At 65.4% G+C, this 26,146-nt stretch carries 23 protein-coding genes; 17 read left to right on the forward strand and 6 right to left on the reverse strand.

Going from position 1 to position 26,146, the window contains the following annotated elements; all coding sequences use genetic code 11:
• From BRAO375_RS03600 to BRAO375_RS03640, 9 genes are all read left to right on the forward strand, one after another.
• Positions 1–889: cytochrome-c peroxidase (locus BRAO375_RS03600; RefSeq protein ID WP_035638777.1), on the forward strand; the 889-nt coding region annotated here is incomplete at its 5' end.
• 16 nt (positions 890–905) lie between these two features.
• Positions 906–1,229 (forward strand): plastocyanin/azurin family copper-binding protein, encoded by a 324-nt coding sequence (locus tag BRAO375_RS03605; RefSeq protein ID WP_009026095.1) that lies wholly within the window; start codon positions 906–908, stop codon positions 1,227–1,229.
• Between the two features lie 18 nt (positions 1,230–1,247).
• Positions 1,248–2,906 carry a methyl-accepting chemotaxis protein gene (locus tag BRAO375_RS03610; protein WP_009026096.1) on the forward strand — a complete coding sequence of 553 codons (1,659 nt, stop codon included), beginning with the start codon at positions 1,248–1,250 and terminating at the stop codon, positions 2,904–2,906.
• 164 nt (positions 2,907–3,070) lie between these two features.
• The gene (locus BRAO375_RS03615) at positions 3,071–4,051 is read left to right on the forward strand and encodes a TRAP transporter substrate-binding protein (protein WP_009026097.1); all 981 of its coding nucleotides are present in this window, start codon (positions 3,071–3,073) and stop codon (positions 4,049–4,051) included.
• 34 nt (positions 4,052–4,085) lie between these two features.
• Positions 4,086–6,101, forward strand: a complete 2,016-nt coding sequence (locus BRAO375_RS03620) for a methyl-accepting chemotaxis protein (RefSeq protein ID WP_009026098.1) — start codon at positions 4,086–4,088, stop codon at positions 6,099–6,101.
• A gap of 72 nt (positions 6,102–6,173) precedes the next feature.
• Positions 6,174–6,857 (forward strand): alpha/beta hydrolase family protein, encoded by a 684-nt coding sequence (locus BRAO375_RS03625; protein WP_009026099.1) that lies wholly within the window; start codon positions 6,174–6,176, stop codon positions 6,855–6,857.
• A 164-nt stretch (positions 6,858–7,021) separates the two neighbouring features.
• Positions 7,022–8,035: an ABC transporter substrate-binding protein gene (locus BRAO375_RS03630; protein ID WP_009026100.1), complete on the forward strand. Its 1,014-nt coding sequence runs from the start codon at positions 7,022–7,024 to the stop codon at positions 8,033–8,035.
• A gap of 30 nt (positions 8,036–8,065) precedes the next feature.
• Entirely contained in the window at positions 8,066–8,839 is a 774-nt protein-coding gene (locus BRAO375_RS03635) for an ABC transporter ATP-binding protein (protein ID WP_009026101.1), read from the forward strand.
• Entirely contained in the window at positions 8,832–9,662 is an 831-nt protein-coding gene (locus BRAO375_RS03640; RefSeq protein ID WP_175345287.1) for an ABC transporter permease, read from the forward strand. The genes BRAO375_RS03635 and BRAO375_RS03640 overlap by 8 nt, the downstream gene beginning before the upstream one ends.
• Positions 9,663–9,667: 5 nt before the next feature.
• Here the strand turns inward: BRAO375_RS03640 and gtdA are convergent, their stop codons facing one another.
• Positions 9,668–10,705: a gentisate 1,2-dioxygenase gene (gene gtdA / locus BRAO375_RS03645; RefSeq protein ID WP_009026103.1), complete on the reverse strand. Its 1,038-nt coding sequence runs from the start codon at positions 10,703–10,705 to the stop codon at positions 9,668–9,670.
• A gap of 102 nt (positions 10,706–10,807) precedes the next feature.
• Here gtdA and maiA point away from each other — a divergent pair, with 102 nt between their 5' ends.
• Positions 10,808–11,440: a maleylacetoacetate isomerase gene (gene maiA, locus BRAO375_RS03650; protein WP_009026104.1), complete on the forward strand. Its 633-nt coding sequence runs from the start codon at positions 10,808–10,810 to the stop codon at positions 11,438–11,440.
• Positions 11,430–11,939, forward strand: a complete 510-nt coding sequence (locus BRAO375_RS03655) for a MarR family winged helix-turn-helix transcriptional regulator (protein ID WP_009026105.1) — start codon at positions 11,430–11,432, stop codon at positions 11,937–11,939. The genes maiA and BRAO375_RS03655 overlap by 11 nt, the downstream gene beginning before the upstream one ends.
• Positions 11,940–11,977: 38 nt before the next feature.
• On the opposite strand, the gene BRAO375_RS03660 is transcribed toward BRAO375_RS03655, so the two are convergent.
• The 3 genes from BRAO375_RS03660 to BRAO375_RS03670 all read right to left on the reverse strand — a co-directional run bounded on the left by BRAO375_RS03660 (position 11,978) and on the right by BRAO375_RS03670 (position 15,791).
• Positions 11,978–13,591 carry a benzoate-CoA ligase family protein gene (locus BRAO375_RS03660; RefSeq protein ID WP_009026106.1) on the reverse strand — a complete coding sequence of 538 codons (1,614 nt, stop codon included), beginning with the start codon at positions 13,589–13,591 and terminating at the stop codon, positions 11,978–11,980.
• On the reverse strand, positions 13,588–14,724 hold the full coding sequence (locus BRAO375_RS03665; protein ID WP_009026107.1) for an FAD-dependent monooxygenase: 1,137 nt from the start codon (positions 14,722–14,724) through the stop codon (positions 13,588–13,590). Before BRAO375_RS03665 ends, BRAO375_RS03660 begins: the two co-directional genes overlap by 4 nt.
• 113 nt (positions 14,725–14,837) lie before the next feature.
• Positions 14,838–15,791 carry an ATP-grasp domain-containing protein gene (locus tag BRAO375_RS03670; RefSeq protein ID WP_009026108.1) on the reverse strand — a complete coding sequence of 318 codons (954 nt, stop codon included), beginning with the start codon at positions 15,789–15,791 and terminating at the stop codon, positions 14,838–14,840.
• Positions 15,792–16,080: 289 nt separating this feature from the next.
• Between BRAO375_RS03670 and BRAO375_RS03675 the strand changes: the two genes are divergently transcribed.
• The 6 genes from BRAO375_RS03675 to BRAO375_RS03700 all read left to right on the forward strand — a co-directional run bounded on the left by BRAO375_RS03675 (position 16,081) and on the right by BRAO375_RS03700 (position 22,272).
• Positions 16,081–16,854, forward strand: coding sequence for a ferredoxin--NADP reductase (locus tag BRAO375_RS03675; protein WP_009026109.1), 774 nt, complete (start codon positions 16,081–16,083; stop codon positions 16,852–16,854).
• Between the two features lie 210 nt (positions 16,855–17,064).
• The gene (locus tag BRAO375_RS03680; protein ID WP_009026110.1) at positions 17,065–18,630 is read left to right on the forward strand and encodes an acyl-CoA synthetase; all 1,566 of its coding nucleotides are present in this window, start codon (positions 17,065–17,067) and stop codon (positions 18,628–18,630) included.
• A gap of 291 nt (positions 18,631–18,921) precedes the next feature.
• On the forward strand, positions 18,922–20,547 hold the full coding sequence (locus BRAO375_RS03685) for an FMN-binding glutamate synthase family protein (RefSeq protein ID WP_009026111.1): 1,626 nt from the start codon (positions 18,922–18,924) through the stop codon (positions 20,545–20,547).
• Positions 20,548–20,640: 93 nt separating this feature from the next.
• Positions 20,641–21,327, forward strand: coding sequence for an RNA polymerase sigma factor (locus tag BRAO375_RS03690; protein ID WP_085964441.1), 687 nt, complete (start codon positions 20,641–20,643; stop codon positions 21,325–21,327).
• 96 nt (positions 21,328–21,423) lie between these two features.
• Positions 21,424–21,945: a DUF4142 domain-containing protein gene (locus tag BRAO375_RS03695; RefSeq protein ID WP_009026113.1), complete on the forward strand. Its 522-nt coding sequence runs from the start codon at positions 21,424–21,426 to the stop codon at positions 21,943–21,945.
• A 9-nt stretch (positions 21,946–21,954) separates the two neighbouring features.
• A complete protein-coding gene (locus tag BRAO375_RS03700) occupies positions 21,955–22,272 on the forward strand; it encodes a cupredoxin domain-containing protein (RefSeq protein WP_009026114.1) in 318 nt (105 codons plus the stop codon).
• A 10-nt stretch (positions 22,273–22,282) separates the two neighbouring features.
• On the opposite strand, the gene BRAO375_RS03705 is transcribed toward BRAO375_RS03700, so the two are convergent.
• Entirely contained in the window at positions 22,283–23,584 is a 1,302-nt protein-coding gene (locus BRAO375_RS03705) for an ABC transporter ATP-binding protein (protein WP_009026115.1), read from the reverse strand.
• Positions 23,585–23,599: 15 nt separating this feature from the next.
• Positions 23,600–25,333, reverse strand: coding sequence for an ABC transporter permease (locus BRAO375_RS03710; protein WP_009026116.1), 1,734 nt, complete (start codon positions 25,331–25,333; stop codon positions 23,600–23,602).
• Between the last annotated feature and the right edge of the window lie 813 nt (positions 25,334–26,146).

Genomic DNA, 26,146 nt, shown 5'->3' on the forward strand with positions numbered 1-26,146 from the left:
CTCCGTTCAGGACAATGCCTACACGCCGGAGAAGGCCGCGCTCGGCAAGAAGCTGTATTTCGACACGCGTCTTTCGGTCTCGATGGCGCAGTCCTGCGGCAGCTGCCACAGCCCGAGCTTCGGCTGGGGTGATGGGCTCGCGGTCGGCGTCGGCCATGGCATGCACAAGCTCGGCCGCCACTCGCCGACCATCGTGAATGCGGCGTGGGGCGAGATCTTCATGTGGGACGGCCGGCTGGCGACGCTGGAGGAGCAGGCGCTCGGCCCGATCCAGGCCGCCGGAGAGATGAACATGCCGCTGGATCAGCTCATGCAGCGTCTCGGTGGAATCCCGGAATACAAGCCGCTGTTCGAAGCCGCCTTCCCCAAGGAAGGCATGACGCCGAAGACGCTCGCCAAGGCGATCGCCACCTACGAGCGCACCGTCGTGTCGGACCGCGCCCCGTTCGACGCCTGGATCGACGGCGACGAGAAGGCCATCTCCGAGGAGGCCAAGCGCGGCTTCGCGCTGTTCAACGGCAAGGCGCAATGCATGACCTGCCACGAGGGCTGGAACTTCACCAATGACGGCTTCCAGGACATCGGGCTGCCGACCAAGGATGTCGGCCGCGGCGAGTACGCGCCGGGCGTCATCAAGATGCAGCATGCCTTCAAGACGCCGGGGCTGCGCGAGATCACGCGCCGCGCTCCCTTCATGCATGACGGATCACTGGCGACGCTCGAGCAGGTCGTCGATCACTATGACAGCGGCGGTGTCGAGCGGCCGAGCCGTTCGGACCTGATGCGCCCGCTCGGGCTGACCGCTTCCGAGAAGTCGGATCTCGTTGCGTTCCTGAAAACCCTCACCAGCAATCTCACTCCGACGGCCGCCCCGGTGCTGCCGCGCTAGCAATGGAATGACCACCATGTATCGATCCCGAACCATTCTCGCTTGCACCGTCCTCGCCGGCCTGTCCACCGGCGCGGTTGCCGCCACTCAGGTCATCCATCAGCAGGGGCGGCTGTTCTCATCGGAGAGCGTGACCGTGAAGAAGGGCGATGCGCTCACCTTCCTGAACGACGACACCATCCCCCACAACATCATGTCGACGAGCAAGGGCAACGAGTTCAACCTCGGCTCCCAGCAGCCGGGGGCCTCGACCGACGTGACATTCAAGGAGAGCGGAGACGTGACCGTGATCTGCGCGATCCATCCGCGCATGAAGATGAGCGTCAAGGTCGTCGACTAGGCTCTGGAGCACTGACACATGTCGATCCGTTTGAGGATCCTCGCGGTCCTGAGCATCATGCTCGTGCTCGCCGGCGGTCTGGCGCTCTACGGGCTGCGAGGGATCAGCTCAGCGGGCGATCTCGTCGTTCGTCTCTACGATGGACCGCTGATGGCGATCAATCACGCTCGCTCGGTCCATGCCGAGCTTAACGCCGCGATGCTGGTTCTGAACCGCGTCGAGACGGTCGGGACCTCGAAGCAGACTGCCGAGAGGTTCGAGAAGCTCGTCAAGGCGATCTCGGAGGATCTCGGCATCGTTCGCGAGCGCGTGCAGTCGAACAGCGTCAACGCGGCGCGTGAGCAGGCGGCCACGAAGCTGCGCGACTGGTCGGATGCCGCACTCAAGGTTCTCAAGCCGGCGCCGGAAGGCGTCACCGAGATCCCGACGGTCTTTCTGCTCAGCAAGCTCGGCAATGAGGCGCTTGCCGCCGTGGACGATCTGGTCGAGCTGGTGGCGGCCTATGGCTACGAGTACCGCAACGAGGCTGAAGCGCACGTTGCGGATTCGCGCATGATGATGATGGCGGCGTCGGGCGCCACGCTGGTGCTGGGCATCCTGCTGGCGCTCGGCTTCGCATACTCCCTGAGCCGGCCCATCATCTCGCTCGAGAAAGCGATGATCCAGCTCGCGGACGGCCAATTTGACGTCGTCCTGCCGGGCGTGCGGCGCAAGGACGAGATCGGCCACGTGGCGCGTGCGGTCGAGCGCTTCAAGCAGCTCGCGGCTGAGCGCGCGCAGCACGAGGCGGAAGCAAAGATCGAGCAGGACCTGCGCATCGCCGAGCAGCGCAAGGCGGACATGCATCGGCTGGCCGATACGTTCGAGAAGGCGATCGGCGAGATCGTGAGGACGGTCTCGGCGACCTCCGATACGGTGGAGTCATCGGCGACGGCGCTCACCGGCACGGCCGACCGCGGGCGCCAGCTGGCGGAGGTGGTGGCGGGCGCTTCCGAAGAGGCCTCGACGAACGTGCAGTCGGTGGCATCGGCGACCGAGGAGCTGTCGTCCTCGGTCAACGAGATCAGCCGTCAGGTCCAGGAGTCGGCGCGGATGGCGAGCGAGGCGGTCGATCAGGCACGGACCACGACCGAGCGCGTCGGCGAGCTGTCGAAGGCCGCCAATCGCATCGGCGATGTTGTCGAGCTGATCAACGCCATCGCCGGCCAGACCAACCTCCTGGCGCTCAATGCAACCATCGAGGCGGCGCGTGCCGGCGAGGCCGGACGCGGATTTGCGGTCGTTGCCTCCGAGGTGAAGGCGCTGGCGGAGCAGACCGCCAAGGCGACCGGCGAGATCGGCCAGCAGATTGCAGGCATTCAGGCGGCGACCCAGGAATCGGTGAGCGCGATCAGCCAGATCAGCTCGACGATCGAGCGGCTGTCCGAGGTGTCCTCGACCATCGCCTCGGCTGTGGAGGAGCAGGGCGCGGCAACCCAGGAGATCTCGCGCAACATTCAGCACGCCGCTCATGGCACGCAGGAGGTGTCGACCAACATCACCGATGTCAGGCGCGGCGCCGCCGACACCGGCCAGGCCTCGTCCAGCCTGTTGTCTGCGGCACAGTCACTCGCCAATGACAGCAAGCGGCTCCGGACCGAGGTCGACAGATTCCTGGCCACCGTGCGCGCGGCGTGAGTCCAGCTGATGGCGAGCCTTCGGCAAGCGCGGAGATCATCTCCGCGCGTCCGCCTCCGTGGCGCCGGGCTGCGGACGAGTTCGGCATGACGGGCTGCTTCTTAACATCTTAACCATATCTCCCTGCTAGTAGCTCTGCCCAGCTACAATCAATGTGGTGCCTCATGCGCGGACAGCTTCGGAGCCTTTGGCTGGCGGGATTCATCGCGATGGCGCTGTCGGGATCACATCCCGCGGTCGCGTCGCCGCGGATGGTGTCGCTGGTCTTCAACTCCCAGCCGCAGAACCCGCAGCAGATCGGCTCCGACGAGTTCCGCGTCAAGCTGCAGACGCTGGTCGGCAAGCGGCTGATCATCGACGAGCGTGCCGGCAATTCCTTTGGCAGCGAGGCGGCCGTGCTCGCGGCGACCCGGACCGGGGCGGTCGATCTGGCGGTGGTGTCCGGCGGCATCGCCAGCGCGGTCGTTCCAGAGCTCGGCGTATTCGACATTCCATTCCTGTTCCGCGATACCGCCCACGCCAAGGCCGTCGCCACAGGACCGATCGCCGCGACGATCGGCGCCAAGTTCGCCGACAAGGGGCTGGTTCTGCTCGCCCTGGGCAAGCAAGGCTTCCGCAACCTGACAAATTCGAAGCGGGCCGTTCGTACCGTCGAGGACGTCAAGGGGCTGAGGATCCGCGTCATTCCGAATCCCGTCTATCAGTTGACTTTCAAGGCGCTGGGCGCGGATGTGGTGCCGATGGACTTCCCGCTCGTCTACGCGGCCCTCAAGGACGGGCGCCTCGACGGCCAGGAAAATCCTGTCGCCACCATCGCGGCCAATCGCTTCGAGGAGGTGCAGAAATATCTGACGCTGACCGGCCACTTCTTCGCGCCGATCGCCTTCGTCGCCAATCGCGCGACGTTCGAGCAGCTCGACGCGGGTGCGCGCGAAGCGCTGGTCGCGGCGGCGAAGGCGGCGGCAGAGGTGACCTGGAAGGCCGAGCTCGACGCCGAGAAGCTGGTCGATCTGCGCAAGGGCGGCATGGAAGTCACCGAGACGTTCGACCGCAAGACGTTCGTCGATGCGGTCAAGCCGCTCGATCCCGAATTCGAGAAGCGCTTCGGCAAGGAGCTGCTCGCCGCCATCAGGTCCACGCCGTGAACAGCCGGGTCAAACCATGAAATTCTCGTCATTGATGTCGTCGATCGGCGTCCGTCCGCGGATCTTCGGCGGCTTCGCGCTGATCTTGAGCTTCGTGGTGCTGCTCGGCGGCTTTGCCATGATCCAGGTCGGGCGCATCGGCGGCACTGTGGACGAGCTGGTGGCCAGCGCAGCGGGTGATGCGGGCATGTCGCGGGTGCGCGCCGCGCTGCTCACGGCCAACGGTGCTGTGGAGAAATTCATCCGCACCTGGAGCGTAGGCGACAAGGATGCGGCCGCGAAGGCCATCGACTCGGTTGGCGGACTTGCCGACGACGTCGAGAAGCAGTCCGGCAGGTTGAGGGTCATTGGCGATGGCATCGGCGCCGTACGCAGCGAACTGGCGGCCTATCGGTCGTCGTTCGCTGCCGCCGCCGAAGCGGTCGACCGGCTGCGGGCGGCGACGAACAAGACCGAGGCGCTCGGCGCGGTGGCGGGCGTCAATGTCGGCGGCATCCAGGTCGCGCTCGCTAACCGCGCAGGCAGCGAGCCGCTGCTCCATCCGCTGCGTCTCGCCAGCGTGGTCGACGCCGCCCGCGTCGCCGTGATGCGCTACGCCAATACGCTGTCCCCGAACGATGCGGAGGACGCCAAGCTCACCTTCGTCTATGCACGCCTTGCACTTGCCGATTCCGAGGCCGAGCTCGCCGGTGTCGATGATGCCAGGTTGAAGAGCCTCGTTGCGGCCCTGAAAGAGGCCGTCACCGCCGACGCGGCGGCGTTCGAAGACGTAATCAGGATTGCTGCCGAGTTGCGCAGCAAACAGGCCGAGCTGGTCAAGGCGAGCAAGGCGATCGACGACCAAGTTGGTCGCATCAACCAGCAGCTCGGGACGGCACGTGCGGAGCAGGGAGCCAGGACGGCGTTGGCTGTCGAGGACACGCGGCAGACCGTCGTCGCCACGGCGGCCGGCGCCGTGGCGCTCGGAGCCGTGCTGGCCTGGCTGATCGGTGCCAGCGTGTCGCGTCCGATCCGCAGCATGACCGATCGGATGCAGTCGCTGGCGGCCGGCGAGCTCGATCAGCCGATTCCGGGCGGCCAGCGTGGCGACGAGATCGGACGGATGGCGCGCGCGGTCGAGATCTTCCGCGACAATGCGCTGGCCGTTCGTCGCATGGAGCAGGAGGCGGCGTCACAGCGTGAGGCCACCGAGGCCGAACGTGCCCGGATGATGGCCGATCTCGCTCAGCGCTTCGAACAGGGCATGCAGGGCGTGATCTCGGGCGTGGGGGGACGGGCGAGCGACATGGGGCTGAGCGCGAAGGAGCTCTCTGAGGTCGCCGAGCGCGGGCGGGGTCTTGCCGAGGCGGTGGCCAACCGGGCGGAGCAGGCCTCAGCGAACGTGCAGACCGTCGCCTCGGCGACGCAGGAGCTCGCCGCGTCGATCCGCGAGATCTCCGGCCAGGTGCAGCGTTCCGTGTCGGTCTCGACCCGGGCCACCCAGGAGACTCAGCGCACGTCCGAACTGATCAACGGATTGTCGAGCGCGGCCGAGCGCATCGGCACCATCGTGCAGCTCATCCAGGCGATTGCGAGCCAGACGAACCTCCTGGCGCTGAACGCAACGATCGAGGCGGCGCGCGCCGGCGAGGCCGGCCGCGGCTTTGCGATCGTCGCGAGCGAGGTCAAGAGCCTGGCATCGCAGACCGCACAGGCGACCGAGCAGATCTCGGGCCAGATCGCCACGATTCAGAGCGCGACTGGAGAGACGGTCGCGGCCATCGCTCAGTTCGGCTCCACCGTCAGAGAAATCGCGGAGATCTCCAACGCGATCGCCGCTGCGGTCGAGCAGCAGGGCGCGGCGACCGGCGAGATCGCCCGCAACGTGGAGCAGGCGGCCAGCGGCACTGCGGCGGTGACGCGCGAGATCGGCGACGTACGCAGCGTGGCCGGACAGACCGACGCCGGCGCCGAGGCCGCGCTGGCGGCGGCCGCCGCGCTGCAGCAGCAAGCGGCTTCTCTGAAGACCAATGTCGACGATTTCCTGCAGACGATCCGGACCGCGGCTTGAGCGCAGCGCCGCGAGCGACGAGGACGTCGAGACGGCGTTGACCTGAAGGAGGCTCGGCCGCAGACTGGCGTGATGACCGCGTCTCTGCCGCATCCTCTTGTCATTCCGGTCCAGGACACGGCGGTCTCGGCGCTCCTGATCGCGCCGCCCCAGGCGCGCGCGTGCTTCGTGTTCGCCCACGGCGCTGGCGCCGGCATGACGCACCCGTTCATGAGCCAGGCCGCCGAAAGCCTCGCGGTGCATCGCATCGCAACGCTGCGATTCCAATTTCCCTATATGGAGAAGGGCAGCAAGCGGCCCGATCCCCCCGCGGTGGGGCAAGCCACGGTGCGGGCTGCCGTAGCCGAGGCATCGCGGCTCTGCGCAGGACTGCCGCTGATCGCCGGCGGCAAATCGTTCGGGGCGCGGATGACGTCCCAGGCGCAAAGTCTGGCGCCGCTGCCGAATGTCTCCGCGCTGGCCTTCCTCGGCTTCCCGCTGCATCCCGCCGGCAAACCCTCCATTGCGCGTGCCGACCATCTCGACGCAATCGACCTGCCAATGCTGTTCCTGCAGGGCACGCGCGACAAGCTGGCGGAGCTCGAGCTGCTTGAGCCGGTTGTCAGACGGCTGGGACAACGCGCGACGCTGCATCTCCTCGATCAGGCCGACCACGCCTTCCACGTGCCGGCCCGATCGGGCCGCAACGACCACGCCATTATGGAGGAGCTGACGCAGGCATTCGCGTCATGGCTCGAGACCATCGCCGCCCGATAGCAAGCTCGGGCTTCGAGGAGAGTTCGTGCCGGCGACCAAGCCGTCGGGTGCCAGGCCGTGATCTCCTGATAAAATTTGCCGCGACATCCGGTTTAAAATATTGCAACAAGTCTGCGTCACCCGCGGGCGGCGGGCTAGCGGGTGGCCGGGTCTTGGAGAGTTGGATGTTCCGGTACGTGAACCTGGTCGTGAACCTCGTCTTGGCGGGCTTGTTGTGGCTCGGGTTGACCGCTGCGGCACAAGCCGATGACATCAAGCTGCGGATTGGCGTTCTCCGGCTGTCATCGTCAGCACCGGTCTTCATTGCGCTGGATAAGGGCTATTTCCGCGAGGCTGGGCTCGACGTCGAGCTGAAATTCTTCGATGCGGCGCAACCCATCGCGGTCGCGACAGCCACCGGCGATGTCGATGTCGGTGTCACCGCGTTCACTGCTGGCCTCTACAATCTCGCCGGCAAGGGCGCCCTGAAGATCATCGCCGGCATGAGCCGCGACCGGCCCGGCTTTCCGCTGATCGGCTATTTCGCCAGCAACAAGGCCTATGAGGCGGGTCTCAAGTCGCCGAAGGACATCGCCGGCAAACGCGTGGCGATGACGCAGGTGGGATCGAGCTTTCACTACTCGGTCGGTCTGCTCGCAGACAAATACGGCTTCAAGCTCGCGGACGTGAAGATCGTGCCGCTGCAGTCGATGTCCAATATGGCGGCCGCGATCAAGGGAGAGACGGTCGATGCCGCGCTGATGCCGGTGTCGGTTGCCCGCAAGCTGATGGAGGAGGGTGCGGTCAAGCACCTCGGCTGGGTCGGTGACGAGACGCCGTGGCAGGTCAGCGGCGTATTCGCCGGGCCGAAGACCCTGGCAAACAAGGCCGCGGTGGAGAAGCTGCTGGCATCGCTGCAGCGCGCCGAGCGCGAGTATCACGGTGTGGTGCTTGCTTCGGTGAAGGACGGCAACGCCGCGATCAACGAGAAGACGAAGCCGCTGCTCGAGATCATCGGCAAGTACACCAACCTGCCGGTCGAGCAGGTCGTCGGCAACTGCGCCTATATCGACCCGGACGGCAAGCTCGACGTGACGAACATCGACAGCCAGGTGAAGTGGCTGCAGGCGCAAGGTTTCGCGGACCAGGGTTACGATGCGGCCGCCATCATCGCAAAAGACTTCGTGAAGCCGGATTGATTGAACGACCTGGCCGCGGATTGATCTGAGATGGACCTGATCGCCGAGATCATCAGCCACCGTTTCGATGCGCTCGACGTTCTCGAAAACGTGTCGTTCACCGTTGGAGCCGGCGAGGTCGTTGCCATCGTCGGCCCGTCCGGCTGCGGCAAGAGCACGCTGCTGTCGATCCTGGGCGGACTCCTGCAGCCGAGCGCGGGGCAGGCGCTGTTGCGCGGCACGCCGCCGCCCGGCAGCCTCAACCCGCTGACCTTCGTATTCCAGGACTTCGCATTGCTGCCGTGGGCGAGCGTCGCGGACAACGTCGCCTTTCCGCTGCTGCATACACCGCTGTCGGCGCAGCAGCGGGCCGTTGCCGTCGACGATGCGTTGCGGCGCACCGGGCTGCTCGACTTTCGGAGCGCCTTTCCGAAGCAGCTGTCCGGCGGCATGCGCCAGCGCGTCGGCATCGCGCGCGCGCTCGTCGTCCGGCCCGCGATCCTGCTGATGGACGAGCCGCTGTCGGCGCTGGACTCGCAGACGCGCGAGCTACTGATGGAGGACTTCGTCGACCTGCTCGCCGATGGAGCCATGGGCGCAGTCTACGTCACGCACAATCTCGAGGAGGCGGTCCGGCTGGCGGATCGGATCGTCGTGCTGTCGCGCCGTCCTGGGCGTATCCGGAAAGTGGTGACCGTCCCGGCGACGCGGCGCGCTCGCGGTGACGCGGGCATGCGTGCGCAGCTGCTGGATCTCCAGAACGAGTTGTGGGCGCTGATCCGGACCGAGGCCATCGATGCCGAGCGCGAGGTTCAGCATGCTTGAGCGAACGCCAGCCGACGGCCATCGAATCGGCGCTGAAGCCGACACCAAGCCGGTGCGCTTTCGCGGCGCCGGCTTCACGCCGGCGGCGAGCCGCTGGGCGGGCCTGCTCGCACTCATCTCTGTCCTCGGGCTATGGCAACTGATCGGCAGCCTGGCGCTGATCAATCCGCTGTTCCTGCCGACGCCGCTCGGCATCCTGCGGGCCCTGTATCGGCTCGCGGAGAGTGGCGCTCTCTGGCAGCACGTCTCCGCCTCGCTGCTGCGCATCCTCTCCGGCTGGGCGCTCGGCACCGCCACCGGCATCGTTGTCGGTTTCGCGATCGGGCTGTGGCGGATCGCCCGCAGCATCGGCATCACCTTCGTGTCGGCGCTGTTTCCGATTCCCAAGATTGCCGTCCTGCCGCTGCTGATTCTCTGGCTCGGCATTGGCGAGCAGCCGAAGATCGCGACGATCGCGCTCGGCGTGTTTTTCTCGACGACGATCTCGGTCTATAGCGGCGTCGATGCGGTGCCGCGCAACCTGATCCGCATGGCGCAGAGTTTCGACGTGCCGTTCCCGACCATCGTGCGCAAGGTGATCTGGCCTGGCGCGCTCCCCTCTATCCTGGCTGGTTTCCGCATCACCGCGTCGGTGGCGCTGATGCTGGTGGTCTCGGCAGAGATGATCGGCGCCGAGACCGGCATCGGCACTTTCGTGCTGCAGGCCGGCAATCTGATGCAGACCGATCAACTGATGGCCGGCATCCTGATGCTGTCGCTGTTTGGTCTCGCCGTGGGCAAGCTGATCAGCCTGCTCGAAGCGCGGCTGCTGCACTGGCGCTGAGCGCATCAGGCATTGCCGCGGTCCTCGCGGAACAGGTCGAGCTTCTCCTGCACGGGACGATCGGAGAACGAAAACAGCACGGCATCCTCATCCGCCTCGTGGCTGACCCATTGCCAGCTCGGCACCACGAGCAGGTCGCGCGGGCCCCATTCAAAGGTCTGGTCGCCGATGCGGCTGCGTCCCCGGCCTTCGATCGCGGTGAAGACCGTGGCATCGGTGGAGCGGTAGCGCGCGGTCTTGAAGCCTTTGGGCAGCAGCTGGATGAAGGTGCCGATCGTCGGCATGGCGAAGTCGCCGGTCTCCGGATTGGAGAATTTCAGCTTCAGTCCATGGCACGGATCCCATTCCTCGCTTCGCTTGGCGTTCTCCAGCGCCTCGCGCGTGTACGAATAGGGATAGTTGAAGATCGGTGACGTCCGCGATTTGCGCTTGGCGTCGACCGGCAGCAAATTGTGCCCGTAACGGGCAAAACTGTCACCGGCGGGACGCGCGACCTTCTGCTGATCTTCCTGCGCGCCTTGCGCGAACGAGGCGTCGAGGAACTGCACCAGGGGAATGTCAAGGCCGTCGAGCCAGAACATCGGCTCCGAGGTTTCGTTGCCGTGATCGTGCCAGGTCATCGAGGGCGTGATGATGAAGTCGCCGGGCTGCATCAAGGTGCGTTCGCCGTCGACGGTCGTGAACGCGCCCTGGCCCTCCAGGACAAATCGCAGTGCCGACTGGCTGTGCCGATGCGCCGGAGCGATGTCTCCGGGAATGACCATCTGAATGCCGGCATAGAGCGACGTCGTGACCTTGGACTGGCCGCGCAGGCCCGGGTTCTCCAGGATCAGCACGCGGCGCTCGGCTTCCTTGGCCGTGATCAGCTGTCCGGCCTCGATCATGTAGTCGCGGATCGCCGCGAACTGCCACAGATGCGGGCGACACGCGCTCTTCGGCTCGGGCGTGATGAGATCGCTCATCACCGTCCACAGCGCGGTCATGTTCTCGCCGTCGATCTTCTTGTAGAACGCCTCGCGTTCCGGGGTCGAAACTGCGGCCATGTGAGCCTCCCGCGATCAGATGTCGTTATTTATTGACAGTATACTGTCAATTAGTTTATCGTCAATTGCAACCAGAGATGTCATTTCGGGAGGAGTGCCAAGATGAAGCTGCACGGCTATTTCCGCAGCAGCGCGTCCTATCGCGTCAGGATCGCGTTGAACCTCAAGGGTCTCACGGCCGAGCATCTGCCGCATCACCTCCGCAAGGGGGAGCAGCGCGCGCCCGGCTATCTCGCCCTCAATCCGCAAGGCTTCGTTCCGACCCTGGAGGACGACAGCGGCGCAACGCTGATCCAGTCGCTCGCCATCATCGAATGGCTCGACGAGACCCACCCCGAGCCGCCGCTGCTGCCCCGGGATCCCCTCCGCCGTGCCCAGATCCGCGCCTTCGCGCAGGTGCTCGCGTGTGACACCCATCCGGTCCAGAACCTCAAGGTGCTGGCGCGGCTGCGCGAGCTCGGCCTGCCCGAGGACAAGGTCACGGCTTGGGCCGGCTGGGCCAATCGTGAGGGTCTCGCGGCTTGCGAAGCGCTGGTCAAGCATGAGCCCGGCCCGTTCTGCTTCGGCGCTGAGCCGACCTTGGCTGATCTCTGCTTGGTGCCGCAGCTCGGCAACGCCCGCCGCTTCGGCGTCGATGTCGCGGCCTTTCCGCGTCTGCTGCAGGCCGAGGCTGCGGGGAAGGCCATGCCTGCATTTGCTGATGCTGCTCCGGAGCGTCAGCCCGATGCCGAGTAGGTCGCCTGAGATCACAATGGACGCGGTCTACACCAAGCCGGGCTATCTGTTCCGGCGGATGCAGCAGATCGCGGTCTCCATCTTCGTCGAGGAATGCCGCGAGTTCGATCTCACGCCGGTGCAATACGCCGCACTGGTTGCGATCCAGAATCATCCGGGCATCGATGCCACGAGGCTGTCGGCGGTGATCGCTTTCGACCGTTCGACGCTCGGCAGCGTCATCGAACGGCTCGAATCGAAGGGCCATGTCGAGCGCAAGCCTTCGGCCGAGGACAAGCGCGTCAAGCTGCTGTATCTGACCAGGCCGGGCGCCGCGCTGCTGCGGAACATCATGCCGGCCGTCGATCGGGCGCAGGCGCGCATGCTGGCGCCGCTGAAGGCCACCGATCGGAAGATGTTGATGACCCTGCTGTCCCAATTGGTCGATCTCAACAACGAGGTGTCGCGGGTGCCGCTGCGCGCCGAGGACGCGCTGGAGCATCTCGGCAAGGCTGGCTGAGCCCGGATGTCTAGGCATGCTCCGCGGATGGCGCTCGTTCATAACCGCATCACCGCCTGACGGTCGATCTTGCCGGTTCCGGTCTTCGGCAACTCGTCGATGAAGACGATCTCACGCGGATATTTGTAAGGCAGCAGCTTGGCCTTGACGTAGTCCTGCAGCGTCCTGGTCATGGCCGGCTCGTCGTGGAATCCGCCATTGGTCACCACAACCGCCTTCAAGCTCATCCGCCGGTCCGGTAGCTCGTGCGCGAACACCGCGCACTCACGGATGTCCGGGTGCTCGGCAAGGCAGAGCTCGACCTCGAGCGGATACACCCACTGTCCGGAGATCTTGACGAGGTCGTCGGCGCGGCCGCGGAAGAAGTGAAAGCCGTCGACGTCGCGCACGAAGCGATCGCCGGTGTAGATCCAGCCGCCCTCGCGGATCGTCTCCGCGGTCTTGTCCGGCCTGTTCCAATAGAGCGGCGTGTTGGAGTCGCCGCGAACCCAGAGAATGCCTTCTTCACCGGTCGCCACCTCGTGACCGTCCTTGTCCCGCAGCGCGATCTCGTAGCCGGGCACGCGCAGGCCGGCCGCGCCGAGCTTCTTGCGATCCTCACGGTTGGACAGGTAGACGTGCAGCACCTCGGTCGAGCCAAGGCCTTCGACGATCTCGAGACCCGTGAGGCCCTTCCAGCCATTGAAGACGTCAGCCGACAGAACTTCGGCTGCGGAGACCGACAAACGCAGCGACGAAAAGTCGGCCTGCTTCGCGCCGTCGGCCTTGGTCAGCGCCGTGTAGAGCGTCGGCAGGCCGAAGAACACGGTGGGCCGAAAGCGGCTGATCGCATCGAAGACAGCAGCGGGCTTCGGCTGTCCCGGCAGCAGCAACGTCGTTGCCCCGATGGAGAACGGAAAGGTGATCGCGTTGCCGAAGCCGTAGGCGAAGAAGATCTTCGGTACCGAGAAACAGATGTCGTCCGGCGTCAGCCGCAGCACGTTCCTCGCGAACGCCTGCTCGCTATAGGCCATGTCGTGCTGCAGATGGACGATGCCCTTGGGGCGCCCGGTCGAGCCCGACGAGTACATCCAGAATGCCATCTCATTGCGATGCGTCTCGGCTTCAGCCAACTCGGCGGCGAAGGTCGCGAGCCACGGATCGGCAGCGATGGCCGACGGTGCCGCCGTCGACGGCGCCTCGCCGTTGACAACGACGAGGGTCTGGAGCGCCGTCTCTGTGCAGGCCTGCGCGTCGAACCGTCGGGCAAACTCGGCATCCACGACGGCGACCTTGGCGCCGGAATCCGCGAGATAGAATTGCAGAAGGTCCGGCGGCGTCAGCGTGTTGATGAGCAACGGCACGTAGCCCGCGCGCACCGCGCCAAAGAACGCGGCCGGATAGGCCGGCGTATCGTCGAGGAACAGCAGCACGCGATCGCCGCGAGCGAGGCCGAGCGACGCCAAGCCGTTGCCCCAGCGGCAGGCGTCGGCGCACAGTTCGGCATAGCTGCGCTGGCCTGCCGGGCCGATCACCGCGGGCTTGTTGGCGTTGTCCCTGGCGAGGTTGTCGAACAGCACGCGGCTGGCATTGTAGCGCGCCGGGATTGCGAAGCCGATTTCGCGGGCGCCGGCGCTGTCGGAAGGAACCTGATCGGCGATCTCCCTCGTCATGCCCGGCCTCCGGTTTGCGATGCCTCGTAGTGCGCCATGAACTGCGGCGCCATGGCGCGCAGCCTGGTGTCGTCAATCCGGCCGGAGCGCGTGATGTAGCTGTAGGCGAAATCCATCAAGCTGAGCTTCATGTGCGCCGGAAAGGACTCATACCAGTCGGCGCTGGTGCGGGCGGCGGTCACCAGCTTCTTGACGATCGGCTGCCGCTCCGCCTGATAGCGCGCGAGGCCGTCGGAGAGGTCGGCTTCAGCATCGAGCGCCTTGGCGAGCGCGATGGCATCCTCGATCGCGAGCCGTGTTCCCGATCCGATCGAGAAATGCGCCGTATGAAGCGCGTCGCCGATCAGCACCATATTCCGGTGCCACCAATGCTCGTTCCACACCCAGGGGAAATTGCGCCACACCGACCGGTTGGATACCAGCGCATGACCATCGAGCGTGTCGGCGAACACCTGCTCGCAGATGCGCCGGGATTCGTCGACCGACATTTCGGCGAAGCCATAGGCCTGCCAGGTCGCGCGGTCGCACTCGACCAGGAATGTGCTCATGTCCGGCGCGTAGCGGTAGTGATGCGCATTGAAGGTGCCGCGATCGGTCGCGACGAAAGTCTGCGACAGCGTCTTGAACGTCTTGCTGGTGCCGTACCAAGCGAACTTGTTGCTCGAGTAGGACACCGAGAACCCGAAATCGCCCTCGAAGCTGCGACGGACGATCGAGTTCAGCCCGTCGGCGGCAACGATCAGATCGTAGCCCGCGAGCTGATCGAGCGACTGGATCGTCGTGCCGTAGCGGGCGATCACGCCGACGCTGTCGGCGCGTGCCTGCAGGAGCTTCAGCAGCTCGAGCCGGCCGATGGCGGAGAAGCCGACGCCGTCGATCTCGACGCTCTCGCCGTGAAGATTGAGCGTGATGTTGCGCCAGCTCTCCATCCGCGGCGCGATTGCGTCGACCGTGTCGGGATCGTCGGCGCGGAGGAATTCCAGCGCCTGGTCCGAGAACACGACGCCGAAGCCCCAGGTCGCGCCGGCCGGGTTCTGCTCGAACAGATCGACGACGGCGGAGGGGTGCCGCTTCTTCCAGAGATAGGCGAAATACAGCCCGCCAGGGCCGCCGCCGAGCACGGCGATGCGCAAGGGACGCTCTCCCAATTGACAGTATACTGTTTATTTTGGATCGGAGACTAATCTCTCATTTCGGTGGACGCTAGAGAAATCTTGTTGCGGAGCGCTGGGTGCGGACCGGCCGTTCATCCCGATGGACGACCCCCGAAAATCTTGTCCAGCGCGGCGAAATAGGCTCGCTCGACAAGCGCAGGCGCATGCCGGCCGAGCGCTTCCATCTTCACGCCCGAATTGACCTCGAGCACTCGCCATTGGCCGTCGACCATGACGACGTCGACCGAGGCATAGCGAATGTCGATGATACGTGCGGCTTCGCGGGCGAGCGCCGTGCAGGTCTCGCGCACGGGGCCGTCCTGCAGCAGCACCGGCTGGGCTCCGAATTCGAGATTATGCCGCCAGCTCAGCAGACGCTGTTCGCCGGGCGGGACGATCGCATCCAGCGCCGACGCATCGCATTCGTTGGAGAGACGCTGCAGCAGCGCCGCGCGCAACGGGACCGGCTCGAACGCGGCCGCGAGCTCGCGCACCGAATGAACGCCGTCTCCGGTCACGACGGGCCGCTGCTTGCGATAGACGATCAACGGTGCTTCATCGAGAAGGATCACCCTGACCTCGTCTGCGATGTCGAGCAGCGGCGAGATCGCCGCGCTCGCGCCGGTATCCAAGATGCGGGTCAGCGCGGCCTTGAGATCAGCCGAGGTCGTCACGCGCGTCACGGCGCGCCCCGACGTGCCTTCGTTCGGCTTCACGACCAGACCGTTGGGGTGCGCTTCGAGCAATTCCAGAATCGAGGCCCAGTGAGGCTCGCGGACGCCCGTGAGCGCCGGCGCCAGGACAAACGCGTGGCGGACGGCGGGAACCCCGGCCGCCTCCAGCAGGGCTGCCGTGGCGGCCTTGTCGCAGGCAATTCTGTGCGCCACCGCACTGTTCAGGCCGAGATCATAGCCGAAGATCAGGTGACGCTTGGCGGCGCCCCGAAGCACCAGCAGCCAGCCGTCCTCCCGGACATCGAGCGAAATCCCCCGCTCGGCGCAATAGCGGGCGACGGCAGCGAGCTGGCGGTTCGGATGGTTAATCATTGCTCAAGGATTGGGCCAACGATGCGGAATTAAAGTGCTGGAAAATCGCAATCTCGGCAAGTAAATTACCGATATCGTTTGTGTACGAATGAATGGCCGCGAGAAGCGATTTCGCGACTGGCCGGCATGCGTTTGATCGTGATCAATGGTGCATCCATGCGGGTTGATTATTCGCTGTTTTCACGTACATCAGGCGCCGAAAATCGCTTGGATCTATAGGGTTTTTGCGATCCTGCCTCCGTCACGACTTGTTTCTTCCAACTTCATCCCACGTGAAAAAACAAACGACATGAGCGCGTTCTATAAAGAGAAAGTTCTTTCCGTTCACCACTGGACGGACACCCTGTTCTCCTTCCGGGCGACCCGCGATGCGGGCTTCCGTTTCCAGAATGGCCAGTTCGCGATGATCGGCCTCGAGGTCGAGGGCCGCCCGCTGCTGCGCGCCTACAGCATGGCGAGCGCCAATCACGAGGAGGAACTCGAGTTCTTCAGCATCAAGGTGCAGGACGGTCCGCTGACCTCCCGGCTGCAGAAGATCAAGGAAGGCGACACCATCCTGGTCGGCCGCAAGGCGACCGGCACGCTGATCCCCGACAACCTGCTGCCCGGCAGCCGCCTGCTGCTGCTGTCGACCGGCACCGGCCTCGCGCCGTTCGCCAGCCTGATCAAGGACCCGGACGTCTACGAGCGCTTCGAGAGCATCGTCCTGGTGCATGGCTGCCGTCAGGTCGCCGAGCTCGCCTATGGCGAGAGCGTGGTCGCCAAGCTGCGCGAGGACGAGCTGTTCGGGGAGCTGCTGGAAGGCAAGCTGCACTACTATCCGACCGTCACCCGCGAGCCGTTCCGCAACCGGGGCCGCATCACCGACCTGATCTCGTCGCAGCAGCTGTTCAACGACCTCGGGCAGCATGAGCTCGATATCGCCAAGGACCGCATCATGATGTGCGGCAGCCCGGCGATGCTGGAGGAGCTCAAGACCATGTTCGAGTCGCGCGGCTTCCTCGAAGGCAGCGGCAATGAGCCGGGCCATTTCGTGATCGAGAAGGCGTTCGTCGAGCGCTGAGCCGCCGACCTTCCGGTTTGGGAATTCATCAAGGAGCGCCTCGACGCAATCGGGGCGCTCTTTTCGTTGGCAATATCCTCCTTGCGCGCGCCGAAGCGGCTGTGCGACTTTCGCCCGCAAGACCGGACCCGCAGACGTCCGGCGCGACACAGGGAGGGGACTTGGATTGCCCGAGCGGCGGCCATCCCCGCGACAGCAAGGGGAACGGCCATGGATTCCATCGTTCGCAGGCAGACGCTCGGTGATCTCTTGCGGCGGAGCGCGGCGCGCACCCCGGGCAAGACCGCGGTGATCTGCGGCGAGACCAGCTGGACCTACGCCGAATTCAACGCCATCGTCGATCGCCTTGCGGCAGGCCTCGCCAGCCGCGGCGTGGCCAAGGGCGAGCGTGTTGCCATCCTCGCGCGCAACTCGCATGCCTTTGCCGCCCTGCGCTTTGCGCTCGCGCGCCTCGGCGCCGTGCTGGTGCCGATCAACTTCATGCTCAAGCCGGAGGAGGTCGCCTACATCCTCAAACATGCCGGCGCGCGGCTGCTGGCCACCGACAGCGGCTTCGCCGGCGTGGCGCGCGCCGCCAAGGCTCTGGCACCGGCAGTCGAGCAGATGATCTGGCTTCCCTCGGAAAGCCCGAGCGAAAGGCAGGGCGACATGATCGACTTTGCGGAGCTCGCGGCGTCGACCGCGGTGGTGCCTGTCGTCGAGATCGCCGGTAGCGACGTCGCGCAGATCGTCTACACATCCGGCACGGAGTCGCTGCCGAAGGGCGCCATGCTCACCCATGACGCCGTGATCTGGCAGTATGTCAGCTGCATTGTCGACGCCGGCATCGCCGCCGAGGACGTCACATTGCACGCGCTGCCGCTGTATCACTGCGCTCAGCTCGACGTGTTCTTCGGGCCCTCGATTTATGTCGGCGCCACCAACATCATCACCGCGTTTCCGACGCCGGACAATCTGCTGCCGCTGATCGCGAAGTATCGCATCACCTCGTTCTTCGCGCCGCCGACGGTGTGGATCTCGATCCTGCGCTCGCCGCTGTTCGAGACCACGGACGTCTCGACCTTGTGCAAAGGCTATTACGGCGCATCGATCATGCCGGTCGAGGTGCTGCGCGAGCTGGCGCAGCGGCTGCCGAAGGTGCGGCTGTGGAATCTCTACGGCCAGACCGAGATCGCGCCGCTCGCGACGATGCTTGGACCAGAGGACCAACTGCGCAAGCCGGGCTCGTGCGGCCGCGCCGTGCTCAACGTCGAGACCCGGGTGGTCGATGACGACATGAACGATGTGGCGCCGGGACAGGTCGGCGAGGTCGTGCACCGCTCGCCGCATCTGATGCTCGGCTACTTTCATGATGACGACCGCACCGCCGCGGCCTTCCACGGCGACTGGTTTCATTCCGGCGATCTCGCGACCATCGATGAGGAAGGCTACATCACGATCGTCGATCGCAAGAAGGACATGATCAAGACCGGTGGTGAGAACGTCGCCAGCCGCGAGGTCGAGGAGGCGCTCTATCAGATTCCCGAAGTCTCGGAGGTTGCCGTCGTCGGCCTGCCGCATCCGCGCTGGGTCGAAGCTGTCGTGGCGATGGTCGTCGTGAAGTCCGGCTGTGAGCTGACCGAGGAGGCGCTGCTGAAGCAGGCGTCGAGCCGGCTGGCCTCGTTCAAGACGCCGAAGCGCGTGGTATTCGTTGATGCGCTGCCGAAGAACCCCAGCGGCAAGCTGCTGAAGCGGCAGCTGCGCGAAGCGCATTCCGGCTTGTTCGCGGACGGCTGACGCATAGCGGAGCGGCCCCGTCAAGTGCTCACCTTGGTAGGCTTGTAGGGGCGGCCGATGCGCTACAATGAGACGTCGCGGTCGCGCGCCGGGCTCATGGATATCAGACTCTTGGATATCAGACGCTTGGATATCGGGTTCATGGACCTCTCGGCATCCGGGTCGATAGCCACAGGCTATCGACGATGTGATACCGTCGATGGCCAATCGCGCGCGGCTGTGTAACGATTGTTTCGTGATGCGCGTAGTACCGTCATCGCTGACCGTCCACGATCCGCCCCGGGGCCTTCCATGGATACGCTGCTGCTTCCGTTCTCGCCACGCTACATCGTGCTGACGATCTGCGCCACGGCGACCGCCCTGCTGCTCATCCTCGGCATCTACGACCGCAAGATCTTCGATCTCGTGCTGATCCCGCTCTTGATCTTCGCCGCGCTGACGGCGCTCGGCGTCCGTGACCTCCTGCAGAAGAGCCATGCGGTCCTGCGCAACTATCCGATCTCCGCGCATCTGCGCTTCATTCTCGAGGAGATCCGGCCGGAGATGCGGCAGTATTTCTTCGAGAGCGAGAAGGACGGCATGCCGTTCTCGCGCGACACCCGGGCGGTCGTCTATCAGCGCGCCAAGATGGTGCTCGACAAGCGCCCGTTCGGCACCCAGGAGGACGTCTACCGCGAAGGCTATGAGTGGATGCACCATTCGGTGTCGCCCAAGCCGCACGCGGAGGAGAAATTCCGGATCCAGATCGGCGGCCCGGACTGCGCCAAGCCGTATTCGGCCTCTGTGTTCAACATCTCGGCGATGAGCTTCGGTGCGCTGAGCCCGAACGCCGTCCGTGCGCTCAATGGCGGCGCCAAGCGCGGCGGCTTCGCCCATGATACCGGCGAAGGCGGCTTCAGCCCGTATCATGCCGAGATGGGCGGGGACATCATCTGGGAGATCGGCTCCGGCTATTTCGGCTGCCGCCACCGTGACGGCACGTTCGATCCCGATGCCTTCGCGCGCGTGGCGGCGACCGAACAGATCAAGATGGTCGAGCTCAAGGTCAGCCAGGGCGCCAAGCCTGGGCACGGCGGCGTGCTGCCGGCGGCCAAGGTGTCGGAGGAAATTTCCAAGATCCGCGGCGTCGCGATGGGTGAGGACTGCATCTCGCCGCCGGCGCATCGCGCGTTCTCGACACCCATCGGGATGATGCAGTTCATCGGCGAGATGCGGCGGCTGTCGGGCGGCAAGCCGGCCGGCTTCAAGCTGTGCATCGGCCATCCCTGGGAATTCCTGGCGATCTGCAAGGCCATGCTGGAGACCGGCATCTATCCCGACTTCATCGTCGTCGACGGCAATGAGGGCGGCACCGGCGCGGCGCCGCTGGAGTTCATGGACCATTTGGGCATGCCGATGCGCGAGGGCGTCAACTTCGTGCACAATGCGCTGATCGGGCTGGGTATCCGCGATCGCATCAAGATCGGCGCCTCCGGCAAGGTCGCTACTGCCTTCGACATGGCGCGCGCGATGTCGATCGGCGCCGACTGGTGCAATTCCGCGCGCGGCTTCATGTTCGCGCTCGGATGCATCCAGTCGCTCAGCTGCCACACCGACCGCTGCCCGACCGGCGTCGCGACGCAGGATCCGACCCGCGCCCGCGCGCTTGTCGTCCCGCACAAAATCGACCGCGTCTACAATTACCATCACGCGACCCTGCATGCCCTGGCCGAGCTCCTGGCCGCCGCCGGGCTCGAACATCCGCAGGACCTGCGTCCGATCCACTTCTCACAGCGGACGTCGACCACCGAGGTCTCCTCCTTCGCAAAGCTCTATCCGTCGCTGCGGCCGGGGGAACTGCTCGAGGGCACCCAGGACGTCCGTTTTCGGGACCCCTGGGCGATGGCGCGGCCCGATACGTTTGCCGCGGTGCAGTGAGACTCCTTGCCCAATCTTTTTTGGGAACCTCGGCGCCCGAATTCCATCTAAGCCAATTGTGCTCAGTTGGGATGATCGAACATGTCTTCCACCATGTCTTGGACCATAGCTGCAACGGCTTCCGTTCCGACCACCGGCGAGGATGATCTGATCCAGCGGGCGAAAGCTCGCGACGAGGCCGCGATCCGCGCCATTCTGCAGGCCAACAACCGCCGCCTGTTCCGGATCGCCCGCGGCATCCTGCGCAACGATAGCGAGGCCGAGGACGTGGTCCAGGAGACCTATGTCCGCGCGCTCACACGGCTCGACGAGTTTCGTGGCCAGTCCAGCCTCTCGACGTGGCTGGTCCGGATCGCGATGAACGAGGCGTTGGGACGATTGCGTGGGCAGCGGCCGACCCTGCACCTGGATATGGAACGGGAGGACAAGCCACGCGCGGAGGTGATTCAATTTCCTGCCATATCGAGTGATCCGGAGACGTCTGTGGCGCAGCGTCAGATTCAGGCCGTCGTCGAACGAGCCATCGATGAACTGTCCGAACCGTTCCGCCTCGTCTTCATCGCCCGCGTCATCGAGGAGATGAGCATCGACGAGACCGCGGACCTGCTCGGATTGAAGCCCGAGACCGTGAAGACGCGGCTGCATCGCGCCCGCGCCATGCTGCGGGAGAATGTCGAGAAGGAGATCGGTCCCGTCCTGCTGGACGCGTTTCCCTTCGCCGGACGTCGCTGCAAGCGGCTGACGGACGCGGTGCTCGCGCGTCTCGGATTCCCGGCCTGAAGATTCTCGGGAACGTTCGCCGCTCTTTTTCATCCAATCCCTGTGCAGCCATTCATGCGCCGGCAATGAGCTCCGGCGACACAGGAGATTGAAGTCATGTTCAAGCATATCACTGCGACGGCCATCGTGCTCTGCCTCACGGGCGGCGTCGCGCTGTCCCAAGGCGCCAAGCTCAGCGATCCGCAGATCGCTCATATCGCCTACACGGCCGGCGAAATCGACATCAAGGCGGCGAAGCAGGCGCTGGACAAGTCCAGCAACAAGGAGGTCAAGGAGTTCGCGCAAGGAATGGTGCGCGACCACGAGGCGGTCAACAAGCAGGCGCTGGCCCTCGTGAAGAAGCTGAAGGTCACGCCCGAGGACAACGACACCAGCCGCGCGTTGTCGAAGCAGGCGAGCGAGAAGCTCACCGAGCTCGGCAAGCTCAAGGGGGCTGATTTCGACAAGGCCTATATCGCCAACGAGGTCGCCTACCACAAGACGGTGAACGGCGCGCTGGAAACGCAGCTCATTCCGTCGGCGAGCAATCCGGAGCTGAAGGAGCTGCTGCAGACCGGCCTGAAGCTGTTCCAGGGGCACGAGCAGCACGCCGAGCACGTCGCGGCGGATCTGAAGTAGGAGCAGTCCATGCAGCCGGGACGTCTTGCTTTCGTGAGCCTGCTTGCGCTCGTTGCGGTGAGCGTTCCGGCGCGTGCCGCCACGATCCGGATTACCATCGACAAGCTTGCGTTCTCGCCGGCCTCGGTCGCGGCCAAGGTCGGCGACACCGTCGAGTGGGTCAACAAGGACGCGCTGGCGCATACGGCCACGGCGCGCAATGGCGACTTCGATGTCACCCTGCCGCCGAGCAAGACGGTCAGCTCGGTGCTCAACAAGGCGGGCACGGTCGACTACTACTGCCGCTTTCATCCCAATATGAAAGCGAGTCTGACTATCGCGCCGTGACGCCGGACGGCTAATGCGGGTTCTCCAGGCTGAAGGTCTCGGACTGCTCGTCGTAGGAGAACAGCTCGGCGTAGCGGCCCCAGGAGACGATGGTCTGCAGGGTCTCGTCGGCATATTGCTCGGACATGTAGTCCTCGAGCTCGATGCGGAAGCGCGCGGCCGGTGCGGCGTGGGAGGGGCGGTCGTCGAGCACGCGGCGGATCAGGCCCATCAGCGGCACGTTCTCCATCAGGTGTGCGGCAAACAGCTTCTTGCGGTCGTCGGTCTCGAGGTCGGCGAAGCGGCGGCCAGCCTCGGTCAGGGTCAGGTCGCCCTCGCTGAGATGGGCGAAGCGGAGCAACTGCAGCGCCTCCGCCAAGGGGAAGATCTCGTCGACCTCGAGCTGCAGGTGGCCGGCCAGCACCGGCAGGTCGGCGTGCCCCTTGTACGGCTCGCCGGCCAGGGCCTCGATGAGGCCGGAGATCGAGTTGGAGGAGACGTGGCTGAGCACCATGCCGACGCCGGCGCTGGCGGTGCTCGGCAGCTTCGGCTCCGGCCGCTGCGTCATCCGCGCATACAGGCTGTCGACGAGCTGGCGGAACGCCGGGTCGAGCCGGTTGCGCGGATGTGGCAGGTCGATCTTGAACTCGGCGGCGACGCGGCCAGGATTGGACGAGAACACCAGGACGCGGTCGCACATCAGCACGGCCTCCTCGATGTTGTGCGTCACCATCAGCACCGATTTGATCGGCAGCCGGCCATCGGTCCAGAGGTCGACGAGGTCGGTGCGCAGCGTCTCGGCTGTCAGCACGTCGAGCGCCGAGAACGGCTCGTCCATCAGCAGCAGGTCGGGATGCACCACCAGCGCGCGGGCGAAGCCGACGCGCTGGCGCATGCCGCCGGACAGCTCCTTGGGAAACGCGGATTCGAAGCCGTCGAGGCCGATCAGGTCGATCGCGGCCAGCGCGCGCTTGCGCCGCTCGGCGCTGTCGATGCCGAGCGCCTCCAGGCCGAGCTCGACGTTCTGCAACACGGTGAGCCAGGGGAATAGCGCGAAGGACTGGAACACCATCGCGACGCCAACAGGCGGGCCGGCGATGATCTCGCCGCGGCACTTGGCTTCGCCCGATGACGGCGCCACCAGGCCTGCGATGATCCGCAGCAAGGTCGACTTGCCCGAGCCGGAGCGTCCCAGCAGCCCGACGATCTCGCCGGCGCGGATGGTGAGGTCGACCTTCTCGAGCACGACGAGATCGTCGCCGCTGCCCTTGGGAAACGTCCGGCTGACGCTCTTGATCTCGATCAGCGAGGTGTCCTTGACCTGGTCGCGCATGATGATCTCTCCCGGTCAGCCGAGCCGCAGCCGGCGTTCTCCGAAGGCATAGAGCGGCCGCCACAGCAGCCGGTTGAACAGAGTGACGAGAATGCACATCACGGCGATGCCGAGCACCACGCGTGGAAAGTCGCCGCGCTCGGTCGCTGATGCGATGTAGGCGCCGAGGCCCGAGGCGGTCAGATGCGTATCGCCCCAGCTCGCGACCTCGGCGACGATCGCGGCATTCCACGAGCCGCCGGAGGCGGTGATCGCGCCGGTGATGTAATAGGGGAAGACGCCGGGCAGCACGACCTTGAACCACCAGCGCCAACCGGTGAGATGCAGGCTCGCCGCCGCCTCGCGCAGGTCGGTCGGGAAGGCGCTGGCGCCGGCGATGACGTTGAACAGGATGTACCACTGCGTGCCCAGGATCATCAGAGGGCTCAGCCACACATCGGCGTCGAGCCCGTAGCGCACGATCAGTACGACGAAGACCGGGAAGGCGAGGTTGGCCGGGAAGGCGGCGAGGAATTGCGCCAGCGGCTGGATGCGCTCGGCGAGTTTTGGCCGCAGCCCGATCCAGACGCCGACCGGCACCCAGATCAGCGACGCCAGCGCAATCAGCACAACGACGCGGACCAGCGTGATCAGGCCGTAGCCGATCGCGCTGAGAACGTCCGATGGCGCCAGAGTCGCTGAGAGATAGATACAGGTCTTCCAGCCGGCATAGGCGCAGCCGAGGATCACGATGGCGAGCCAGAGTCCGTCGACGAACTGCGATGGCGGCGCATGGCGCACCGGGCCGCCCCAGGCCTGCGGCCAGTTGAGCCGCAGGTTGGAGAACGAGCGGTTGATCGCCGCGAACGGGATCGACAGCGAGCGCAGCGCGCGGGTGCGCCGGAACAGGTCGAGCATCCACGAGGAGGGCGGCTCGCCCGATGCGGTCTGCTCGAAGCGGAACTTGTCGGCCCAGGCGACGATCGGCCGGAACAGCAGCTGGTCATAGGCGGTGATGACGAGCAGCATCGTCAGCAGCGCGGCGCCAATGGCCGCGAGGTCCTTCTGCTGAATCGCCAGCGCGACATAGGAGCCGATGCCGGGCAGGGTCACCGTGGTATTGCCGACCGTGATCGCCTCCGATGCCACGACGAAGAACCAGCCGCCGGACATCGACATCATCGCGTTCCAGATCAGGCCGGGCATCGCATAGGGCACGTCGAGCCGCCAGAAGCGCTGCCAGCCGGACAAATGGAAGCTGCGCGTCACCTCGTCGAGATCCTTCGGCACGTTACGCATCGACTGGTACATGCTGAAGGTCATGTTCCAGGCCTGGCTGGTGAAGATCGCGAACACGCAGGCGAGCTCGGCGCCCAGCACCTTGCCCGGGAACAGGTTCATGAAGAACACGACGGTGAAGGTGAGGAAGCCGAGGATCGGGACGGACTGCAGGATGTCGAGCAGTGGGATCAGCACGATCTCGGCGCGCCGGCTCTTTGCCGCCAGCGCGGCGTAGACGAAGGTGAACAGCAGCGAGCAGATGATCGCGAGCAGCATGCGCAAGGTGGTGCGCAGCGCGTAGAGCGGCAGGTTGGACGGATCGAGCGACACCGGGGCGGTGTCGAGCGCCGACAGCGGCAGCGTGGTCTGCTCGCCGCCATAGACGATCAGCACCATCGCGCCGACGACGATGATCAGCGCAACGACGTCCCAGATGTTGGGGCGCACGGCCTCGCGCAGCACGGTGGTCCGGAGATCCTGAAGCAGCATCGGCGTGTCTCGTCTCGTCGGCCGCAGCTTTGGCTGCGGACGGGTCCTCGTCATGGGCTGGAGGGTTGGTCGCGCCGGCGGGGCTGCCGGCCGAATCCGCACCCTAAGTGCCCTCTGTGATGGTTTGATTTCAAGCGGCGATCGCCGGTGATCCGGCCTCGTGGCCCGGCCTATCAAAGGATCCGCCGCGCGCGTCTTCACGTTCCCGCGACATCTTCTGTCCGGGGTCTGTCCGTCGGTCGCCCTCATGAATGTGAGGGCGCAGGGAGAGCCGGACCTCGACTGAGGCCCGTGGCCCGCCTGCGAAAAAAGATGCAGGCGGCAGGTACCACAGGTTCAGCCGGACAGACCCGGCCCTCCCTGCGCGATCGGTTTTAACGGCTTATACGTGCTCTCCCCGGTGCGCCGGCCTTCTGGCCACCGTGGCGACGACGCGCGTCACGCGCGCTGCCGCGGACCTCAGCGTCGGGAGGTCAGGACCACACGATTTCGCCGTCCGTGATGCCGGCGCTCGTCCAGCGCCGTCGTCACGTCCATCGCATTGCCGGCCCAACGTTCGTGACGACGCGTACGCCCCTCATCAGGACCGGAATGGCGGCAGGATAGAACAGAAATTATGATTTTCGGAAGCGATTTATTTTGCGCGAGGGACCTTGAAAGGACGCTTCATGTTGAGCGCGTTGAGGAAATGCGTGTTTCGGCGCAGACTGTCGGACTGGCGTATCTGCCGCCTGCTGGCGTGTAGGAGATCGGCACTCCGCTCGACGGCCGAATCAGCCATGAGTTGTTGGTGAACGCGGCGTGCGGCGCGCT

The organism is Bradyrhizobium sp. ORS 375 (assembly GCF_000239775.1).
GTDB lineage: Bacteria > Pseudomonadota > Alphaproteobacteria > Rhizobiales > Xanthobacteraceae > Bradyrhizobium.

What these genes read in the sequence shown, in the direction of transcription:
- BRAO375_RS03605 (WP_009026095.1), top strand. Translation starts at nt 906, where the DNA reads ATGTATCGATCCCGAACCATTCTCGCTTGCACCGTCCTCGCCGGCCTG.
- BRAO375_RS03610 (WP_009026096.1), top strand. Translation starts at nt 1,248, where the DNA reads ATGTCGATCCGTTTGAGGATCCTCGCGGTCCTGAGCATCATGCTCGTG.
- BRAO375_RS03615 (WP_009026097.1), top strand. Translation starts at nt 3,071, where the DNA reads ATGCGCGGACAGCTTCGGAGCCTTTGGCTGGCGGGATTCATCGCGATG.
- BRAO375_RS03620 (WP_009026098.1), top strand. Translation starts at nt 4,086, where the DNA reads ATGTCGTCGATCGGCGTCCGTCCGCGGATCTTCGGCGGCTTCGCGCTG.
- BRAO375_RS03625 (WP_009026099.1), top strand. Translation starts at nt 6,174, where the DNA reads ATGACCGCGTCTCTGCCGCATCCTCTTGTCATTCCGGTCCAGGACACG.
- BRAO375_RS03630 (WP_009026100.1), top strand. Translation starts at nt 7,022, where the DNA reads ATGTTCCGGTACGTGAACCTGGTCGTGAACCTCGTCTTGGCGGGCTTG.
- BRAO375_RS03635 (WP_009026101.1), top strand. Translation starts at nt 8,066, where the DNA reads ATGGACCTGATCGCCGAGATCATCAGCCACCGTTTCGATGCGCTCGAC.
- BRAO375_RS03640 (WP_175345287.1), top strand. Translation starts at nt 8,832, where the DNA reads ATGCTTGAGCGAACGCCAGCCGACGGCCATCGAATCGGCGCTGAAGCC.
- gtdA (WP_009026103.1), bottom strand. Translation starts at nt 10,705, where the DNA reads ATGGCCGCAGTTTCGACCCCGGAACGCGAGGCGTTCTACAAGAAGATC.
- maiA (WP_009026104.1), top strand. Translation starts at nt 10,808, where the DNA reads ATGAAGCTGCACGGCTATTTCCGCAGCAGCGCGTCCTATCGCGTCAGG.
- BRAO375_RS03655 (WP_009026105.1), top strand. Translation starts at nt 11,430, where the DNA reads ATGCCGAGTAGGTCGCCTGAGATCACAATGGACGCGGTCTACACCAAG.
- BRAO375_RS03660 (WP_009026106.1), bottom strand. Translation starts at nt 13,591, where the DNA reads ATGACGAGGGAGATCGCCGATCAGGTTCCTTCCGACAGCGCCGGCGCC.
- BRAO375_RS03670 (WP_009026108.1), bottom strand. Translation starts at nt 15,791, where the DNA reads ATGATTAACCATCCGAACCGCCAGCTCGCTGCCGTCGCCCGCTATTGC.
- BRAO375_RS03675 (WP_009026109.1), top strand. Translation starts at nt 16,081, where the DNA reads ATGAGCGCGTTCTATAAAGAGAAAGTTCTTTCCGTTCACCACTGGACG.
- BRAO375_RS03680 (WP_009026110.1), top strand. Translation starts at nt 17,065, where the DNA reads ATGGATTCCATCGTTCGCAGGCAGACGCTCGGTGATCTCTTGCGGCGG.
- BRAO375_RS03685 (WP_009026111.1), top strand. Translation starts at nt 18,922, where the DNA reads ATGGATACGCTGCTGCTTCCGTTCTCGCCACGCTACATCGTGCTGACG.
- BRAO375_RS03690 (WP_085964441.1), top strand. Translation starts at nt 20,641, where the DNA reads ATGTCTTGGACCATAGCTGCAACGGCTTCCGTTCCGACCACCGGCGAG.
- BRAO375_RS03695 (WP_009026113.1), top strand. Translation starts at nt 21,424, where the DNA reads ATGTTCAAGCATATCACTGCGACGGCCATCGTGCTCTGCCTCACGGGC.
- BRAO375_RS03700 (WP_009026114.1), top strand. Translation starts at nt 21,955, where the DNA reads ATGCAGCCGGGACGTCTTGCTTTCGTGAGCCTGCTTGCGCTCGTTGCG.
- BRAO375_RS03705 (WP_009026115.1), bottom strand. Translation starts at nt 23,584, where the DNA reads ATGCGCGACCAGGTCAAGGACACCTCGCTGATCGAGATCAAGAGCGTC.
- BRAO375_RS03710 (WP_009026116.1), bottom strand. Translation starts at nt 25,333, where the DNA reads ATGCTGCTTCAGGATCTCCGGACCACCGTGCTGCGCGAGGCCGTGCGC.